We start from the raw sequence: 18,117 nt of genomic DNA, 5'->3' as shown, positions 1-18,117 counted from the left end.
AATTATTTCAATTTTTTTTATACATCTATAAGTCTATTTAATCTCTTGGAGAGCTTTTTTTAAAATATTCTGCAACATCTGTATATCATCTGAATTATACTCCGGCTGCTCTTTCGCGGCAGGCAATTGAGTTTTTTCCTCTGCATGCACCCTATGGATAATATCCTCTATCTTCCGAACACCATATCCTACTTTTCGTATATAAATAAGATTCATTGGAGAAACATTATCGGAAGTCATACCTAGCCCCGCCGATCCGCTACCCAGAGTCAAAGAAGGAAACAAATTAGTTGTAGCACCCATGCTGCCAAAGGAAGCAGGTGTATTAACAAGTACTCTTCCCACCGGTTTTTTTAATGCAAACATGCGAATTACCTCTTCATCTTTTGAATGCATAACAAGCGTGTGTCCGTGCCTCTCGGTTAAGAGCAGCTCAATGCACTTTTCACAAGCATGCATCCAATCATCTTCGATGTAATAAGCCAATACTGGGCAAAGCTTTTCTTTGGAATAAGGATTACTCTCAGAAACATATTTCTGCTCTGAAATCAGAAGTACTGTACTACTAGGAACATCAAAGCTTGCTATCTTAGCCAATTCCTGTGCGGATTTCCCTACCACTTCTGAGTCCAAACTCCCATCAGAAAGGTAAAAGAGAGAACCAAGTTTTTCTGCTTCTTCCTCTGTCATAAAATATGCACCATTACTTTGTAGCTCCCGTTTTACATCAGCTTCAATACAGCCGTCTACAACAATAGATTGTTCCGCCCCTGATACAATTCCATTATCAAAGGTTTTACTAGCAATAATATCCCGCACCGCTTGCACAATATCAGCTGTGCGTTCAATAAATGCAGGTCCATTGCCTGTTCCTCCATAAATCACAGGTTTTCCAGATTTATATGCTGCTTTAAGCATTCCAGGTACACCCGTATTCATAATAAGGGACGTTGCCTTATGATTCATTAACTGGCTTGTCCCAGAAGGTGTCACAGTATGTAAATATGCAAGCGCTCCTGCTGGAAGTCCAAACCCTTCTGCTGCGAGAATCATAATATCAAGTGCCTTGCAAATTGTCTTCTTCGCTCTAGGATGCGGAGAAAAGATAATCGCATTTCCGGACTTGATTGCAATTAATGCCTTATAGATTGTTGTTGAAACAGGACTAGTTGCAGGACATAATGCAATAATTACACCCATAGGTACACCAATATCCATGGTTTTATTCTGGATGTCCTCGTCAATAATACCTACACAACGCATTCCTCGAAGCTTAACTAGCAAATGCTCAGAGGCAAATTTATTCTTAATATATTTATCCTGCCATTTGCCATAATCAGTTTCATCATGTGACATCTTTGCAAGCTCAATGGCATGTTTGCCGATTTCTTCTGCCATGCGCTCAACAATCTCATCTAGTTTTTCCTGTGGAAAAGCTGCTAGGAGTTTTTGTGCTTCACTTGCATTTTCGGCAAGGATTCGAGATTCTTGTATGGAGAGCAAATCATTGTCAATAATATTCATTCCTGACTCCTCTTTTCATTTTCATTAACTAAGTGTCGTAATTTCAGCCACACATTAAGGATTCAAGGTTTCAAGTGAATAAAGTCCAATAATCTTTTCAAGGTCTTGATGTGGACTTGCAATAACAACTGAGCTATAAACTTCAGCTCCCATATCTGCTACAGCTTTAATACCTGTCTCTACAGATGCTTTACATGCCCCTACATCTCCACGAACCAATACAGAAATATATCCAGAAGCTACATTTTCGAAACCAATTAATTCAACATCTGCAGCTTTACACATTGCATCTGCAGCCTCTAAAGCAAAAACTATACCAAATGTTTCTATTAAACCTAAAGCTCTGTATTTTCCATTGGGTGATATTTCCTCTGTATCCATGATTTGATATACTGAAACAATGTCTCCAATATCTTTAATGGGACGTGGCATAACATTTTGTGCTGTTAATGTACCTATTGCGCTAGCCGCCGCTGCTCCCGCTTCCACAGACGCCTTAACTGCACCAACATCACCCTTTACCATAATTGTAACAAGAGTGGAACCTATGTTTTCATATGCTACCAATTCAACATTAGCAGCCTTCAGCATTTTATCTGCCGCCTCAATTGCAGGAACCATACCTAATGTTTCGATAACCCCTAACGCTTCTTCTCCATAATACCTCACTACATATTCCTCCTTTTTTTCTTCGCATAATCATTAGAAATTTCTATACTTACAAGACATTATAAAACGTTTTCTTAACAATATATTGTGGCCTTGAACTACTATTTGACTTTATGTTAATAATAACTGAACAAGGCATTTTTTCATGGCATAAAGTGCGCTATTTTACCGCATTATATCCACCAGTTATTTTGAAGTTTTTGTACTATCGTTACATTCTTGCACTAATAGAATTAATTTTATCTCAAATCATTAATCCTTAATGTAGTTATTAATTGTAGCTGCGCCTTCATCATTTGCATGATAGTAAATCCTTAAATTACCTGACTTATCCATATCAAAACTTTTTTCTTCAAGAAGACCATTGGTTTCAGCTGTCATTAAAGCTGACATAACAGTATTTTTATTAAAAGCTTTGAAGTTACCATATTCACCTTTTAAAGCTTCAATAACGTCGTCTGCACATGCTCCTTTAATTTTTGTAAAATGTTTTAAAATAGCATAATTAAGTGGTTTCATACAATTACACCTCCCCTTTTTTAAATAAATCCATTGGATTCATTGCGATTAGCAAAATACCAATTGCCATTAATACAGCACAAACCCAAGATATAGGAGAGAGTGTCCAACCTTTTATCCCGAAACCCACACCAAGTATTATCCAGCAGCAGAACGGTCCGAAGAAAGAGTAAGTACCATTTGTTGCCATACCAAGCGCAACACCAGTCATACTAGAGCCCTTATACCAAGACATAAATGAAAGATAAGCACAAAGACCACTAACAGCAAACCAAATCATAGCAGGACCGCTTGTAAATGCTTGACCAATAACATGGAATGAAAGACCTGCATTACCTCCTACAATAGCTATGATAGGAACAAATATAATTAAATTTGCAAGGCCTGATGTTGTCTGACGAATAGCAATACCAATCTCTGAATCTACCATCGATGTACTATAGCCAGCTATACAACCTTCAATACCCCAGCCAATAGCAGCTATAATAGCAGCTATAATACCTATCACTACACCTTTTTGTGCACCTCCAGTAATACTTGAGATACCAATCAAAGCACTTGCAGAAACACAGATAACAATACCTAAAATCATACGTTTTGTTAATGCTTGTTTGTATAAAATTCTGCCTAAAATAGCGCCAATAGCTGGGCAAAGGGCAGAAATTGGAACAATAATTGAACCAGCCGATGCAAGACCAATAACATAAGCTGAATTGGCAATAGGGCCTCCCATAAGTGCAGCTAACATAATCATGCGGCCCGGTTTAGTATTAAGAGTTCTAAAGAAATCTCCAAGTTTACCTCTAATACCTGCCATAACTAATGCCCAAACTGCACTACAAGTATCATTTACGCCACAACCAAGTGCACCAATCACATATATAAGCGCAAATGAAGATAAACCAGCTGTATTTGTACCATACCAATCGGCCCAAACACCCTTTGTCATAGCAAATGCCAAAAATGCTGAAAATAATCCATATGAAAATCCTGAGAATAAACCAATTGCAATTCCTTTTCTATAAAATCCTGATAATAACTTTTTTTAGCAACGACTGCAGTCGTATTAGCTACTGCTTCTGACATAATATTACCTCCAATATTTTTGTTGTTTTGCCAAAAGACCTCATTTTAATAAAGTCTTTCAGACCTTTACGTGTATTCTAGAACACGTATGATCATCTTACCTATGAATTTAATAATAGCTGTAGGTCCTTACGTCACAGCTCCCTGAGTAGGATTTAACTTTACATAATCAAGACATAATATATCGTTTTCATAACAATATATTACCGCGTCGAACTATTATTTTGCTTTATTTTAATAATAACTGAATAATGTATTTTTTCATGGCATAAATTTCAATGTTTTAATGCATTATATCCGCCAGTTTTATGAAATTTTTGTACTATCGTTACTTTATTGCACTAATAGTGTCGAATTTTGTTTTTTAATCAATGCAATATAAGATATTTTTCTCGTCATGCTTTGTTTTTGACGCAAATGCACATTATCTATTCCGTGGTCAATAAAAAGCCACATTCCTTTTGAATATAGGAATGTGGCTTAGAACTAACTAGATTTATTTATACGTTCCACTTAAAGTTATAATTTTCTGGCTTTGAATAATACTATGAACTCCCTATTTGAGGATCCAATATAGGCTGTAGTAACCTTTACAGATTTTGAGAGACACCTTATACAGTTACATCATTAGTTCCTTTTTCTTCCCATTCTGCAATTTGTTTTAACCTATCTATTATAGGAAGGTGTTGGGTGCATTCTTCAAGGCATTTGCCACACTTAACACATTCAGCAGCAAATTTCTTATTACTCATAGAATAATTCCAATATTCTAAGCCATAAACAGACTGAATCATTTCTTCATCACTTTTCTTAAACATTTGTTTTTCATTATAAAACAACATGTACCCTGGTATATTAATTCCCTTTGGACAAACTTTACAATATCCACAGCCTGTACAAATCTCATTCATATTTTCGCCTAATGCATTTCTTAGCTTATTAATATCTCCCTCAGTAAAAGGCTTTGATTCATCAGCTATCCTGCAAGCTTCATCAATATCATGCTTGCTTCCAAACCCAACTAAAGTTATTGTAATTTCAGGACTAGATATGTTAAATCTCAAGGCTACTTCTGTGGCTGTTTCTCCGTCTTTTGTTAAAAAAGCCAATTCTTTTTCATGATTAGGAATAGAACCTCCACTTAAGGGATTCATTGCCACAACACCATATCCATTTTTATAAGCATGGGTTACTCCCTTCCATCTATACGGGAAGTTAAGTAAATTAATTCCCATGGTAACTCCTTCAAACTTATTTTCATCTAGCACCTTTATTACTTGATCACCTGGTTGATGAGAGGAAAATACAATATGATCTATCAAACCCTCCTCTTTACATTTAAGTAATCCCTCGTATTGCCCTCCTTTTTTCATGCACAATTCATAGTGCTCCATCTTTCTTATACACCAAACATGATAAAAATGAATTTTAGGAACTCCTAATCTCTTTAAAGAGGTCTTTACAGCATTAACTGCCTTTTCTGCGGTATCATATACCTTAGGTTTTCCCTTAGTAGAAACAATAAAATCTGATTTTCCTTCTTTTATCATTTCTCTAAAAGCAACACCAAATATATTCTCGCTTCTATCATCACAATATCCGGGAGCAGTATCAAAATAGTTTATTCCTTTACTATAGGCATATTTAATTAATTCTGCATTTTCCTCATCACTTTTACTTAAATCAAATCTTAACCCTCCAAAGCCAACTACAGAAACTTTTTTTTGGGTTTTTCCATATTCAGTATACTTCACATCCGTACCCTCCTTTTAAATATAAAACATAATTATATTTTACCTACGATTACATTACGTTAAGGTCAACTATACTCATCCTCAGACTTAGCCAATGCTCAATTTATCAACAGCTTGTTTTTCATTTGACAAGAAAAATATATTTTTCCCTTTGTTACTCTCATAGATGAAATCCTTCAAACTCTTACTTGAATACACAGAAAAATCACCAACTATAGCGATTTTTATTTGATAATTAATAAACTTTTGTAATATTTCTCCTGCAAGCCGTGTTCTTAAGTTGAAAAAGTCCTCACATATTGAAGATTTATTTAAAATTATACGATCACAACCTACTTCATAATTTACTGTTGCCATAAAATCTAATGATGACTGAACATCAGTTATTAGTATCTCACTACTGCTTACAACAGCAATTTCTACGTCATTCTGATTAATTTTAGTTATTTTCATAATTATCCTCCAATGATAGACTTGATTTTATATATTGATTAATGGCTTCCACGTTGTAATTTTACCATCTTCTATATCTCCTGGCACATAAATTATTCCGTTTGTTTTTACTACTATATTTCCACTAACTTTTATTATATCGTACCCATCTCCTGTTAATTCATCTGTATAAGTTTCTATAATCTGTTCTATTTCGCCTCTATTAACATACTATTTCCTCCTTATATATTTTTTATCATCTATCTCCACTAAACTAGAACTTTATCGCACCTATAAACCCATTTGTTTTCATTTTTGTAATTTGCTCTTTATCATCAGACTCAACAATTGTTTTTTAGTGTAGCCTGATCTAATAGTATTATATCATAGAATTATTAACCATTTAGCAAATTCGCTTCACTCATAAACACCCCCGAAGGCGCTTCAAGAAATTGGAATGTAGTGAGGATTTCTTGTTGCTAACAGTGATTTTTACAACAAAAAAACTATGCTAAATAACTTAATTAGCATAGTTTTTATCATATAATTATTTAATTTTAATGAAGTATAAGAAAAATGTGAGTTTTTTCTTTTATTTTTCTTTTAAAAGAACCTGATTTTTGCTTCTTATATACACCTCGCCAAGAATCTCTTTAATCTCATATTCAGACGGTGAGAGGTTTTTTTCAATAAATGGGATAACTTCATTTTGCTTTAAATCGTACATTTCTTCAATTTCCCTAGAAAATAATTTCGTATTATTTTCTAAAAGTGTTGATAGTGATGGCTGAGGAAGTGGCTTAAGTTCTTCTTTTTCAGTAAAAAGCTGTGAAAGTCCATCCACGTAGCTATTGAAAGAGCGGGCACCTACAATTTTAATGGCTTTACTTTCCTTGTTAACCATAATAATTGTTGGAAATACTTCTGCTCCGAGTTTTCTACCAAAGGCAAAGTCTTCTTCTAAAAGCTCTTGGCTCTTTGAAAGAGTTGATTCCTTAACTACTTCCTCTCCATTCATTCCTAGATTATTCACAATTTCAATTAGCACTTTTTCTTCTCCAATGTTTTGGTTAAAAGGAAAAACTGCCTCTCTTGCTTTGCGTAAAAATACTTTAGCTAGTTTCTCATTCTTTTGATTAATTACTTTAAATACGCGGGAAACAGGATAGGAGGACACAATTGGGTTGTCAAACCATAAGGAACCATCAATAGGCATACGAGTATGCTCACCAACTTCTCTCCAATGGGAAGCAACGTCTGATGGAACAGAAATACCATTAGCTGAGTCTGAAAAGCCATCCCAGTTTTTCAATAATCCACCCATAAAAGTACTGAAATTAAAGTAATGGCCATATTGTGCCTTAAAACGTCTTATTACAGGTTCAAATGCCCAGCAATGAGAGCACATTGGGTCAGTAAAATAATAAAGATCTATCTTATTTTTAGGGATATTTAAGTTAGTTAACTCCATTTCTTTTTCACTATCTATTCCGCATGAAACTGCGTCGATGTCACAAAACATATTATTATTATTATTCATTTTTGTCCCCTTTCATCTGGTTTGCAAAGCAATCTGTATCTTTATATTTTATCGTCCATTGTTGAATAAGCTTAAGAGCAGTGCCTAAGGAGGAACTTTCAAATGAGTTTTTCAATTACCAAAGTTCGCATCAGCATATTTCACACAAGATTTGATGTTATTACATTTGATAGATAACTATAAAATTTATTTGCATGCAAACTAATTTTGGTATAAAATATATATAGAGGTGTTAAATATGTATCATAATTCAGAGGCATTTAATATTGTTATGCTTATAAAAGAAATCAGTTCTAGAACCATGAGTGTTATCAGTAACAGTCTTCGCGATAGTGGTCTGACTCATCAGCAGATAATAGTAATAAAACTATTAGCTCATAAAAAAGAAATTACTATTTCTGAAATTTGTGAGGAAATGAGCTTGTCTAAGGGAACCGTTTCTGGAATTGTTCAAAGACTTACAAAAGTAGGCTATGTAAAAAAGGAAAAGCATGAAGATGACAAAAGAAATACTTATGTTACCTTTTCTGAAAAGGGAATTGATTTTGCTAATGATTTTTTGGTCACTATAAATGAGAGCTTTGATAGCATATTTAAAGATTGTACCAGAGAAGAATTGGAACAAATGACAACTAATTTAAAAAATATATTAAAGAAAATATAAAAAACTTTTGTCCTCTAAAAATTAGAGGACAAAAGTTTTTTTAACTTGCTTTAGAACGTGCTATTTTTGGGATAATTGTTCCATCCTTTACCTCTATTATCCTATCTGTTTTCTCTGCAATTCTATTGTCGTGCGTAATTATTAAGAAGGTTGTGTTAAACTTTTTATTTATATCTCTCAAAAGCTCGTACACCTCTTCGGTGGTGTCAGAATCTAGGTTTCCTGTAGGCTCATCGGCTAATACGATTTTAGGATTATTGATTAAAGCCCTAGCTACGGCTGTTCTTTGTTGTTGTCCACCTGAAAGATCTGTAGCCATATTATTTTTAACCTTTGATAAACCAACAATACTTAGGAGCTCCTCTGCCCGCTTAAGTACTTCTTTAGTTATTTTTTTAGAAGAGAGCATGTATGGCATTAAAACATTTTCCATAACGGTAAATTCAGGCAGCAAATAGTGAAATTGAAATATAAAACCTAACTCCTGATTTCGTAATTCTGCAAGATTGTTCTGACTCATATTATTTATATTTATACCGTTTATTATTACGTCTCCACTGGTCGGGGTATCTAGTGTGCCTATTATATTAAGTAATGTACTTTTCCCACTACCACTTTGTCCTATAATTGATATAAATTCGCCTTGTTCTACACTTAAGTTAATATCAAATAACACCTGGTTTTTAATCTTAGTACCATATATTTTATTTATATTTCTAATTTCTAATGCTTTCATATAAAGTCCTCCTTGTATAATTTAGTTATTTCTTATTACTTCCATTGGGTTTAACTTTAAGGATTTTCTAGCGGCAACCCCTGCTGCAACTACTGAAGCTGTTATAGATAAAACTACCGAAATTGCTATGAAATCCATGTATATGTTTCCTGACATTAGGGGTTTACCCTCTGAGGTTTTTACTAACATATTGAATATGTTGAACAAGCCTATTCCTAAACCAGTACCAACTATTGCGCCGATGATGCCAAGTAACAAACCTTGTATCAAGAATATACTGGCAGCAGAACTATTTTTAATCCCCATTGCTTTTAAAATTCCTATTTGTTTTGATTTTTGCATTACTGATATAGCAAGGACACTTGATATGCCCATGGTTACAGAGATTATTATAAATATTTGAATGGTTAGGCTAGAGGATTTTTGTCCGCTAAGGGCATTTAATAAGCTTTCATTATTACCCTTCCAATTTTCTACCTTTAAAGTAGAAGGTATCACTTGGGACAAGTTATTAGCAAATTCATCTGTAGAAAATATGTCGCCCTTATCAACTTTCATTTCTATGGAACTGAGTTTTCCTTCTTCTTTAAAAAGCTTTTGTGCAAAGCTTAGGCTTGTTACTGCCCAGGTATTATTTAGCTCTTTGACCTTGAAATCAGCTATCCCACTAACCTTCAGCTCAAGATTTCTCTTGTCAGGGGTTGAAATTTTTATTGTATCACCCACCTGTAGGTTAATATCTGTTTTTAAGCCCTTCCCAATTAATATTTCATTCTCGCTACTCGGAAAGCTTCCAGCTATAATTTTATTTTTTAAATCATATATATCCTGGTTTTTTGAATAGTCCATACCGCGAACTATAATGGATTGACTTGAATCTCCTACTTGAATTAAAGCTGGAGAGTCTAAGACACCCATGACCTGTTTAATTTTATTTCCATTGGCTGCTTTAATGTCTTTTGTAATTGAGTCATAGTCTGTAAAGAGTTTGTCTTTTTTATCCTTTGCCATTACAGTAATTTGTGAAGTATTACCTATTGTGTTGTTAACAAGGTCATCATTCAGGTTTTTTATAAGTAGCCCTAAAAAGATTTGAACTGATATACCTATGGCAATACCCATTGTTATAAGAATTGTTTGACCTTTGTTAGATTTTAAAAATCTATAAGCTATTTTAAAGTTTGTTTTCATAAATTTGCTCCTCCAATTAATCATACTTTATATAAAAAGCCTGCTTCTGCAGAAGCTAGGATTTTTATATGGTTCTCATGCGAACTATTAATTAGTTCCTATGCAAACTATTATAGACACTAATAAATTAAAAGTCAACAACAATATACATACTTATTTAATACTTCACAATTTATTGATAAATATATAGGTTGAACCATAAAAGAGGCAAAGGAACAGAGAGAGCCAAAAATAAAACATTGTTTCATTTGTCGATAAATTAATTCAAAAGGCCGATGCTGACTTTAGTACAGCATCGACCTTTTAATTACTTCTATGAATTTTTTTATTTTTTATTTAATGCTTTATTTGATGAAAACGCTTTAGTTTTTTAATAAATTCTCAATATCAGCCTTTATTTTTGGTAGAGATACTGTAGGACCATATCTCTTAATTACCTTCCCCTCAGAATCTATTAAAAACTTAGTAAAGTTCCCCTTTATTTCCTTACTTACAAGACCTTTTGCCTCACCCTTTAAATATTTAAATAATGGATGTTCTGTTTCTCCATTCACATCTATGTTTTCAAACATAGTAAAAGAGACTCCATAGCCTGATTGACAAAACTCTTGCATACCTGCACTGCTTGCTGAAAATTGCTTTGGGAATTGAGTACATGGAAATCCTAAGATCTCTAAACCTTCTTCTTTGTATTCCCTATTTAATTCTTCTAGATCTTCAAACTGAGGTGTTAATCCACATCTACTTGCAGTATTTACAACTAAAACCACTTTACCTTTGTATTCTTCCATCTTTATTTCTTGTCCATTATTTTTTTTTGCTAAAAAATCATAAAAACCCATATATATTCCACCCTTTCATTTTGAATTTTAAATAATTTTCATTAACAGTGCATCTAAGGAATTTTTTAAAAGCTTAAATTCCTCCACAGTTAATCCAACTTTAGAATATATTTGTTCTGGAACTTCAAGTATTTCATCTTTTAGGATTCTACCCTTTTGTTCCAATTCAACTACTACTACTCTATCATCTTTAGCATATCTCCTTCTTATTATTAATTCCATACCCTCTAGCTTTTTTAGTACCGCAGAAAGAGTTCCTGAATCCAAGTGCAATTTTTCACCAATTTCCTTAACTGTTATTTTTTCTTTTTCCCATAATACTAACATTGTCACATACTGTGTATAAGTTAGCTTATATTTATCAAGAAGTGGTTTATATAACTTTATTACTTCTCTCGATGTTGCATATAATGAAAAACACAACTGATTATCTAGTTTAATATTTTCGTATTTATCCATGATTAGCCTCTTCTACAAATATAGTTTGATTCAATTCAATTGAATTCAACTTAATAATTCGTTAAGGTAATTGTACATTTTATTTTCCTCTCCGTCAACAATATATTTCAATTTATTACTCCATCTTGTAATTCACACAAACTATAAAGCCTTATATATCAATGAACTAAGCTAATTACATATCTAATATTTAGTTACAAGGTTACAATAATTGGAGGGCAATAGCCCTTTCCTTGCCATAGACTTTAATAGGCCTTCCATATATTTTTTAGCTCAGTAACACCCCTTTTGCTCAGTCTGTCGGGAGTCTTTGTAAAAAAATTGGTATAGCATAGCGGAGACCATTTTTTCACTTGCTAATTAAGTTAATATAGCGTTATAATGAAAAATATCTTAGCTTATGTGCTTGTATTTTATTAATAAAAAGTGAAGGTGTTAAAATGGATTATGTGCAAAATTCAATATTTGATAAGATGTTACATAAGGCTCCACTGGCTGATAGAGTCCGTCCTAGAACTCTTCAGGAATATGTGGGTCAGGAGCATATTATAGGAAATGGCAAGGTTTTGAGAAATATTATACAATCTGATAATGTTTCTTCCATGATTTTATGGGGTCCCCCTGGGGTTGGAAAAACTACTCTTGCTATGATTATTGCAGAAATTACCTGTGCTAATTTCATAACCTTTAGTGCAGCTACCTCAGGAATAAAAGAAATTAAAGAAGTCATGACAAAAGCAAAAGAAAATCGACAACAAGGTATCCGAACTATTTTATTTATTGATGAGATTCATCGCTTCAATAAGTCTCAACAAGATGCTTTTCTTCCCCATGTAGAAAAAGGTAATATAGTTCTCATTGGTGCGACCACTGAAAATCCCTCCTTCGAGGTTAACTCGGCCTTATTATCACGCTCTAGAGTATTTGTTTTGAACCCTCCAGATATTAATGACATAATCAAGGTTTTAAAAAATGCACTATTGGACCAAAGAGGGTATGCGGGGCTACCAATATTTGTTGACAGTTCTCTCCTTGAGATTATAGCGGTTTTTTCAAACGGAGATGCCAGAACAGCGCTCAATCTGTTGGAATTGGCAATTAGTAGTACGCCTATGGAGTCAGGAAAACTAAATTTAACTAAAAAAATAATTGAAGAATGTCTGAACAAAAAAACCCTCCTTTATGATAAAAAAGGAGACCAACATTACAATATAATCTCAGCTCTCCATAAGTCTATGAGAAACAGTGACCCAAATGCCTCTGTTTACTGGCTTGCCCGCATGTTAGAGGGTGGAGAAGATCCCTTGTATGTTGCGAGAAGATTAATTCGATTTGCTTCTGAAGATGTTGGACTTGCGGACCCTAATGCTCTTCAAATTACAGTCTTAGCCTATGAAGCATCTCACTATATTGGAATGCCAGAATGTACAGTAAATCTTACCCAAGCTGTAGTTTACCTTGCAATGGCGCCAAAATCCAATGCTCTTTTTACTGCTTATGAAAGTGCAAAAGAAGATGCCTTAAATACCATTGCCGAGGGTGTACCTCTTCAGTTAAGAAATGCCCCTACAAAACTTATGGATTCCCTTGGCTATGGAAAGGACTACAAGTACGCTCATAGCACAGATGAAAAACTTACTAACATGCAGTGCCTGCCTGATAATTTGAAACACCGACAGTATTATAAGCCCACCCAAGAGGGTCTTGAAAAGAAAGTTTATGAAAAGTTAGAATATATAAACACTGTTAAAGCAAAGCTATAGTTAATTAGCGGGTCATTAAGCTGGCTCTAAACAGCACCAGCTAATCTAGTCCAGGCAGCATTAACTGCTCATGCTCAAATTTTTCCTCAAATTTATGAAGATAATTGAAGCATTCTTCAATATCACACAATATACCATGGGATTTACAGGTTGTTTTCATCATATTCATCAACCTGTCGTTATTAGGACTTGGTAACTGATATGCATAGTTATATCTTTCTATATATCGAGTCTTAATTCCTGGAAAATGCTCATCCAGCATTTTATAGAAATATTCCCTGTTTCCTTCTCTTAAGGTTAATCCCATGCCAAAACAAATAATGCCATGTACCTTCGCTTCTATACAATAATCCAGAATTCCCCGTATATTTTCCTCTGTATCATTGATAAATGGTAAAATAGGACTGAGCCAAACTACCGTAGGAATTCCGTTATCACGCATTATCTTTAACACCTCAAACCGTTCTCTTGTAGTGCTGACATTGGGTTCTATAATTTTACACAAAGCTTCATCATAAGTAGTAAGGGTCATCTGAACTACACACTTTGTGTTCTCATTAATTTTTTTGAGCAAATCCAGATCCCTTAAAACTCTTGCAGACTTGGTCTGAATAGCCAGTCCAAATCCGTAGGAATGAATAAGTTCAATACACTTTCTGGTGTTCCCCAGTTTTTCTTCCAAGTGAATGTATGGATCACTCATTGCCCCAGTGCCTATCATACATTTCTTCCTTTTCCTTCGGAGGCCATCCTCTAAAACATTCGGTGCATTAAGCTTTACCTCTATATCTTCAAAATCATGATGCATCTGATAGCATTTGCTTCTTGAATCGCAATAAATGCAGCCATGAGTACAGCCACGGTATATATTTATCCCATTTTGAGCTGATAAGATACCTTTTACCTCTGTTTCATGCATAATATTCTCCTTGTTGTTGAAATACTTTTTGTTGCTTAATAATAATGTGTTTGTTTTAGAGTCTTACTTTTACATTTTTTAGGCATTTATAATACCAAGTCCATTTTTACTTTCCATAATAACCTCGATAAAGGAATCAACAATGTCTTTATCGAACTGAGTACCACTGCATCTCTTAATCTCATCAACAGCTTCTTGATAAGTTTTTCTTTTATTGTAAGGTCTGCTAGACGTCATAGCATCGAAGCAGTCCACTACTGTTAAGATCCTCACAAGATAAGGTATATTATCTCCATATAAATTATCAGGATATCCTTTGCCATCATATCTTTCATGATGATGTAATATTAGAGGGGCAATTTCCTTAAGTGATTCAACCGATTTTATAATCTCTACTCCATTTACTGAATGTTGTTTCATTATTTCCCATTCTTCTGGGGTTAATGGCATATTTTTATTTAATATTTCCTTTGGAATATTTATTTTTCCAATGTCATGCATATAAGCACCATATATTAATTCTTTTTTATTTTTTTCATTTAGTTCAAGTTTATCCGCTAATAATCTACTATAAATAACTACCCTTTCTACATGACCATATGTATATTTATCCTTAGCATTAATGACACTTATCAGAGTTTTTATTGTTGTAATAATATCTATATGTTCATCTTCTGTATCAATTTTTAATTCATCTAATATAGAAGTATAACTTTCTACCCTATTTTTTTCAAAAAACTTTGCCCTATAAAGTGCATCATCTGCACTTTTAAAAAGTTCAATAGCATTTTTAGCTTTACCTGGATAAATTGATATTCCTATTGAAACAGTCACATTACCATTTGGCTGGTTTTCTTCACCACGAAAATAAGTTTTTTCTATCTTACTTCTTAATTCTTCTGCAAGCTTTATAGCCTCTGCCTCAGATGTATTTGGAAGAATTATTGCAAATTCTTCTCCACCATATCTTGACACTACATCGCCTTTTCTAAAACTATTCTTTAGTATAAACCCAATTGTTCTAAGAACTTCATCACCCATTTGATGTCCATTAAGATCGTTGTAGATTTTAAAATAATCTATATCTAATAACATCATCGAAACTAAACTATTTTCTTTTTCGCTTATTTTCATTATTTCCCCTAAAGCATCATAAAAAAACCTATGATTATAAAGTCCTGTGAGTCCATCTTCATTTGCTAGCCCCTCAAGTTTTCTTATATGTTCATTTTCAAGCTTTACATAAAACCCCAATGGCCATGCAGTGAGAATGAAAACTCCAGCTAAAATCAGATCATTTTCAAAGTACTGATTAATTTGTACATTAGGAGCCATAAACAGGTCTAATGCTAATATAAAAGATGAAGAAATAAATGCCACTATCATACCTTGTTTCATGCCTTGTTGCAGCGTTGAGGTTATTATAATAAATAAAAATATAAATTTATAGTCACTTGCATTTTTTCCTGAATAAAATATAACAGTAATAAAAAATAGAATAAATGCAATATTTTCGATTAATTGTACAATGTTAATATATTTATAATTTATTTTTTCAACAGTTGAAAATGACCATATAAAATATATTGACAATAATATTAATATTAATACAAAAAATGAAATAAAACTATAACTAGTAACTTCTTCTATGCTACTGCCATTGAAGAAATATCTTAGAAATGCTATTCCTGAAAATAATAATGAAACTAATTTTACTATTGATACTATTTCGCCAATTTTTTTCTGCTTGTCATCTTTTAAATTACCCATATTATCACTACCTCATTAAATTAATTGTAATAAATAAAAAAGGTCAGTAAACTGACCTCATCTACTTATTATTTTTCTCTTAGGCATTTTGGTTCTTCAGGCTGATAAGAAGCCCACCAACATGCTGAAGAAGCTACAGAAGTTGCTACAAGAGTTGTTACTACTGCAATTAAAGTAAATAAATGTTTTTTTACAAATTTCATACTATTTTACCCCCATTTCTTAATATATATGATTTAAAAAGGTATCTACTTTGCCTACTAATAAGTGGCCTAAGGTCGTAAGTGTAAAACCTTGCCATAATATACCAGAATATAAGCATAAAGCATAAAAAATAAGTTTACTTTCACCACTACTCAAATACAACAGGATAAAAACTACTGCTATAATTAAATATATACTTAAAAGTATTATAGATCCTTTCTTCATCCGCCTTCTTTTTTCTTCTTTTACTATAGGTTTTGAAGCGCTATCCACTGGTGCTAATTTATAAATTATGTAATAGGCCCATATAAAAATCATAACTCCCAGTACTATAGTTAATTTTAAATTAACCACAGGTCGTATTAATAGTGATATTAATAACGCTTGTCCTACACATACTATTGTGCCTATGAAAGTGCAATTTCCTGGCGAACTTGCATGAACCCCTCCAGAATACTTTCTGAGAAAAGCAGCTGTAAAAGAAATTATTAGAGCTTCAAAAGCTACATGAAACAACAATCCAAATAGAAATACAAAAATTATAGAAACAAACATCTGCATTAAAGCAAAAGTTCCATAGGCAATTACCTCTCTATTATCATGATCAAGAGATAACTCTAATGCTACTTTATTAGCAATATTATTAGATAATTTCTCCATTTATTACCTCGTTCAACTTTTTTCTTCTAGCTAAATAGAAGTAATATGTAAATACCGTAGCTGCAAAAATAACCAATGATGGAATGCCATCTAATATTTTTTCTGACGTATTAGATAATATATTAATCACATTCACTTTAAATATATATTTAATTATAATCATATTAATTCCTTCACAAATAAATAATAGAATCAATGCCATAATGCTTGCTTGTATGGATTTAATTATAACAATTTTATTTATATTAGCAGTTAATACAATAATCATTATAATATTAAGAATAGTATGTACCCCATATTGAATTGGTAATGACCTTATTAAATAAAGGGAAATAACATAAAGTATACTTGATATTATATATCTTTTTACATTAATAACAGTCTTAGAAAACGCATAAACTGCGAAAATAACTAAAAACGATTCTGGCAGAGCTCTTAAAAACACTTCTAATAAAGACAATTTTAACATCTTTTATTCCTCTCTTAACAATCCTATGAATATTTTTGCATATAACAACAATTATATCATTAATGTTACAAAATAGGATATATTTATTTGTATATTAATTAATTTTAAATACTATTCATGTGAGTTTTATCCTTTATTATCTTTGTTTCATTAATGACTTTTATTGTATTAAATATAATGATAAATGCAAAAACTCTTATACATATATCTCCAATACTCATAACACAGTATCCCACATCAATTATATCTGTTAAAAATTTAAGTTTAGTTACTGAACTTCCTAAAATGTGTATATCTTTAACCTTCATAAAAGAATCTGGCTTTGCATAGCCAGTTAAGTATGATAAGGTTGGGAATACTGGCATTTTCCCATTATTAGCTGCTATTGCTATATTATTTAAAGCACTTCCAATAAAAATAAATATTGACCCTATAATTGCGCTAATATTAAGTTTATATTTGATAATCAAAATCAAAAATGTTAAAAGATAAAGATAATGAAAAATACTGGTATACTTTATAAATGTATAATTGTTATTAAATATCATAACCTCTAAAATTAAATATATTAGTATAAATATAAATACTGGGTATATTGCCCATATTTTAAAAAGTGGTCTTACTTTGTACCCTTTTATTTTCGCAAAAAAAAGTGCTAGGAGTATTGGTTCGATCATATATGTTCCTCACATTCAAAATTTGAGTATTAAACTATTTCTATTTAGATATTTTCAACGGCTATCCCAACTACCTTCAGAAAATGAGTACCAGCAGTAATATATTAAATTATCGTAATAATCTTATAAAACTTAAGGGTAACACAATTATTTCTTCTCATGTTACCCTTAAGTTTTGTCTATAACTTTGAACTTAAGTCTGTAGATGAATAAGGCGATGACTGGATGTCATCGCCTTG

General features: G+C 32.6%; 20 protein-coding genes and 1 pseudogene. 2 read left to right on the top strand and 19 right to left on the bottom strand.

Annotated features, from left to right (window positions below; all coding sequences use genetic code 11):
• Positions 1–33: 33 nt before the first annotated feature.
• The 9 genes and pseudogenes from G9F72_RS05525 to G9F72_RS05490 all read right to left on the bottom strand — a co-directional run bounded on the left by G9F72_RS05525 (position 34) and on the right by G9F72_RS05490 (position 7,524).
• A complete protein-coding gene (locus G9F72_RS05525) occupies positions 34–1,524 on the bottom strand; it encodes an aldehyde dehydrogenase family protein (RefSeq protein WP_164958815.1) in 1,491 nt (496 codons plus the stop codon).
• 54 nt (positions 1,525–1,578) lie between these two features.
• Positions 1,579–1,905: a BMC domain-containing protein gene (locus G9F72_RS05520; RefSeq protein WP_202054883.1), complete on the bottom strand. Its 327-nt coding sequence runs from the start codon at positions 1,903–1,905 to the stop codon at positions 1,579–1,581.
• A pseudogene (locus tag G9F72_RS05515) lies at positions 1,906–2,193 on the bottom strand (BMC domain-containing protein); the annotation flags it as partial.
• A gap of 252 nt (positions 2,194–2,445) precedes the next feature.
• The gene (locus G9F72_RS05510) at positions 2,446–2,712 is read right to left on the bottom strand and encodes a hypothetical protein (protein ID WP_164958813.1); all 267 of its coding nucleotides are present in this window, start codon (positions 2,710–2,712) and stop codon (positions 2,446–2,448) included.
• A 4-nt stretch (positions 2,713–2,716) separates the two neighbouring features.
• Positions 2,717–3,661 carry a hypothetical protein gene (locus G9F72_RS05505; protein ID WP_411955929.1) on the bottom strand — a complete coding sequence of 315 codons (945 nt, stop codon included), beginning with the start codon at positions 3,659–3,661 and terminating at the stop codon, positions 2,717–2,719.
• Positions 3,658–3,798: a hypothetical protein gene (locus G9F72_RS27535; protein WP_411955928.1), complete on the bottom strand. Its 141-nt coding sequence runs from the start codon at positions 3,796–3,798 to the stop codon at positions 3,658–3,660. Before G9F72_RS27535 ends, G9F72_RS05505 begins: the two co-directional genes overlap by 4 nt.
• A gap of 611 nt (positions 3,799–4,409) precedes the next feature.
• A complete protein-coding gene (locus G9F72_RS27345; RefSeq protein WP_164958812.1) occupies positions 4,410–5,552 on the bottom strand; it encodes an aldo/keto reductase in 1,143 nt (380 codons plus the stop codon).
• Positions 5,553–5,639: 87 nt separating this feature from the next.
• Positions 5,640–6,005, bottom strand: a complete 366-nt coding sequence (locus G9F72_RS05495) for a DUF4180 domain-containing protein (protein WP_164958811.1) — start codon at positions 6,003–6,005, stop codon at positions 5,640–5,642.
• Positions 6,006–6,576: 571 nt separating this feature from the next.
• A complete protein-coding gene (locus G9F72_RS05490) occupies positions 6,577–7,524 on the bottom strand; it encodes a DsbA family protein (RefSeq protein WP_164958810.1) in 948 nt (315 codons plus the stop codon).
• 238 nt (positions 7,525–7,762) lie between these two features.
• Between G9F72_RS05490 and G9F72_RS05485 the strand changes: the two genes are divergently transcribed.
• The gene (locus G9F72_RS05485; RefSeq protein WP_164958809.1) at positions 7,763–8,188 is read left to right on the top strand and encodes a MarR family winged helix-turn-helix transcriptional regulator; all 426 of its coding nucleotides are present in this window, start codon (positions 7,763–7,765) and stop codon (positions 8,186–8,188) included.
• Between the two features lie 40 nt (positions 8,189–8,228).
• Here the strand turns inward: G9F72_RS05485 and G9F72_RS05480 are convergent, their stop codons facing one another.
• The 4 genes from G9F72_RS05480 to G9F72_RS05465 all read right to left on the bottom strand — a co-directional run bounded on the left by G9F72_RS05480 (position 8,229) and on the right by G9F72_RS05465 (position 11,416).
• On the bottom strand, positions 8,229–8,924 hold the full coding sequence (locus tag G9F72_RS05480) for an ABC transporter ATP-binding protein (RefSeq protein ID WP_164958808.1): 696 nt from the start codon (positions 8,922–8,924) through the stop codon (positions 8,229–8,231).
• A 21-nt stretch (positions 8,925–8,945) separates the two neighbouring features.
• The gene (locus tag G9F72_RS05475) at positions 8,946–10,115 is read right to left on the bottom strand and encodes an ABC transporter permease (protein ID WP_164958807.1); all 1,170 of its coding nucleotides are present in this window, start codon (positions 10,113–10,115) and stop codon (positions 8,946–8,948) included.
• A gap of 362 nt (positions 10,116–10,477) precedes the next feature.
• Positions 10,478–10,957 (bottom strand): glutathione peroxidase, encoded by a 480-nt coding sequence (locus G9F72_RS05470; protein WP_164958806.1) that lies wholly within the window; start codon positions 10,955–10,957, stop codon positions 10,478–10,480.
• Between the two features lie 27 nt (positions 10,958–10,984).
• On the bottom strand, positions 10,985–11,416 hold the full coding sequence (locus G9F72_RS05465; protein ID WP_164958805.1) for a MarR family winged helix-turn-helix transcriptional regulator: 432 nt from the start codon (positions 11,414–11,416) through the stop codon (positions 10,985–10,987).
• Positions 11,417–11,856: 440 nt separating this feature from the next.
• Between G9F72_RS05465 and G9F72_RS05460 the strand changes: the two genes are divergently transcribed.
• The gene (locus G9F72_RS05460; protein WP_164958804.1) at positions 11,857–13,179 is read left to right on the top strand and encodes a replication-associated recombination protein A; all 1,323 of its coding nucleotides are present in this window, start codon (positions 11,857–11,859) and stop codon (positions 13,177–13,179) included.
• A 40-nt stretch (positions 13,180–13,219) separates the two neighbouring features.
• Here the strand turns inward: G9F72_RS05460 and G9F72_RS05455 are convergent, their stop codons facing one another.
• The 6 genes from G9F72_RS05455 to G9F72_RS05430 form a co-directional block, all read right to left on the bottom strand.
• Positions 13,220–14,098 carry an SPL family radical SAM protein gene (locus G9F72_RS05455; RefSeq protein ID WP_164958803.1) on the bottom strand — a complete coding sequence of 293 codons (879 nt, stop codon included), beginning with the start codon at positions 14,096–14,098 and terminating at the stop codon, positions 13,220–13,222.
• A 78-nt stretch (positions 14,099–14,176) separates the two neighbouring features.
• Entirely contained in the window at positions 14,177–15,868 is a 1,692-nt protein-coding gene (locus G9F72_RS05450; protein ID WP_164958802.1) for a diguanylate cyclase, read from the bottom strand.
• 68 nt (positions 15,869–15,936) lie between these two features.
• Positions 15,937–16,071 carry a cyclic lactone autoinducer peptide gene (locus G9F72_RS05445; RefSeq protein WP_164958801.1) on the bottom strand — a complete coding sequence of 45 codons (135 nt, stop codon included), beginning with the start codon at positions 16,069–16,071 and terminating at the stop codon, positions 15,937–15,939.
• Positions 16,072–16,090: 19 nt separating this feature from the next.
• A complete protein-coding gene (locus tag G9F72_RS05440; protein WP_164958800.1) occupies positions 16,091–16,732 on the bottom strand; it encodes an accessory gene regulator ArgB-like protein in 642 nt (213 codons plus the stop codon).
• The gene (locus tag G9F72_RS05435; protein WP_164958799.1) at positions 16,716–17,201 is read right to left on the bottom strand and encodes a hypothetical protein; all 486 of its coding nucleotides are present in this window, start codon (positions 17,199–17,201) and stop codon (positions 16,716–16,718) included. Before G9F72_RS05435 ends, G9F72_RS05440 begins: the two co-directional genes overlap by 17 nt.
• Before the next feature lie 104 nt (positions 17,202–17,305).
• Complete coding sequence (locus G9F72_RS05430) at positions 17,306–17,878, bottom strand: DUF5317 family protein (protein ID WP_164958798.1); 573 nt, start codon at positions 17,876–17,878, stop codon at positions 17,306–17,308.
• Positions 17,879–18,117 lie beyond the last annotated feature (239 nt).

It is taken from the genome of Clostridium estertheticum (assembly GCF_011065935.2).
GTDB classification, from domain to species: domain Bacteria; phylum Bacillota; class Clostridia; order Clostridiales; family Clostridiaceae; genus Clostridium_AD; species Clostridium_AD estertheticum_A.
This window is presented reverse-complemented; position numbering and strand designations above follow the sequence as displayed.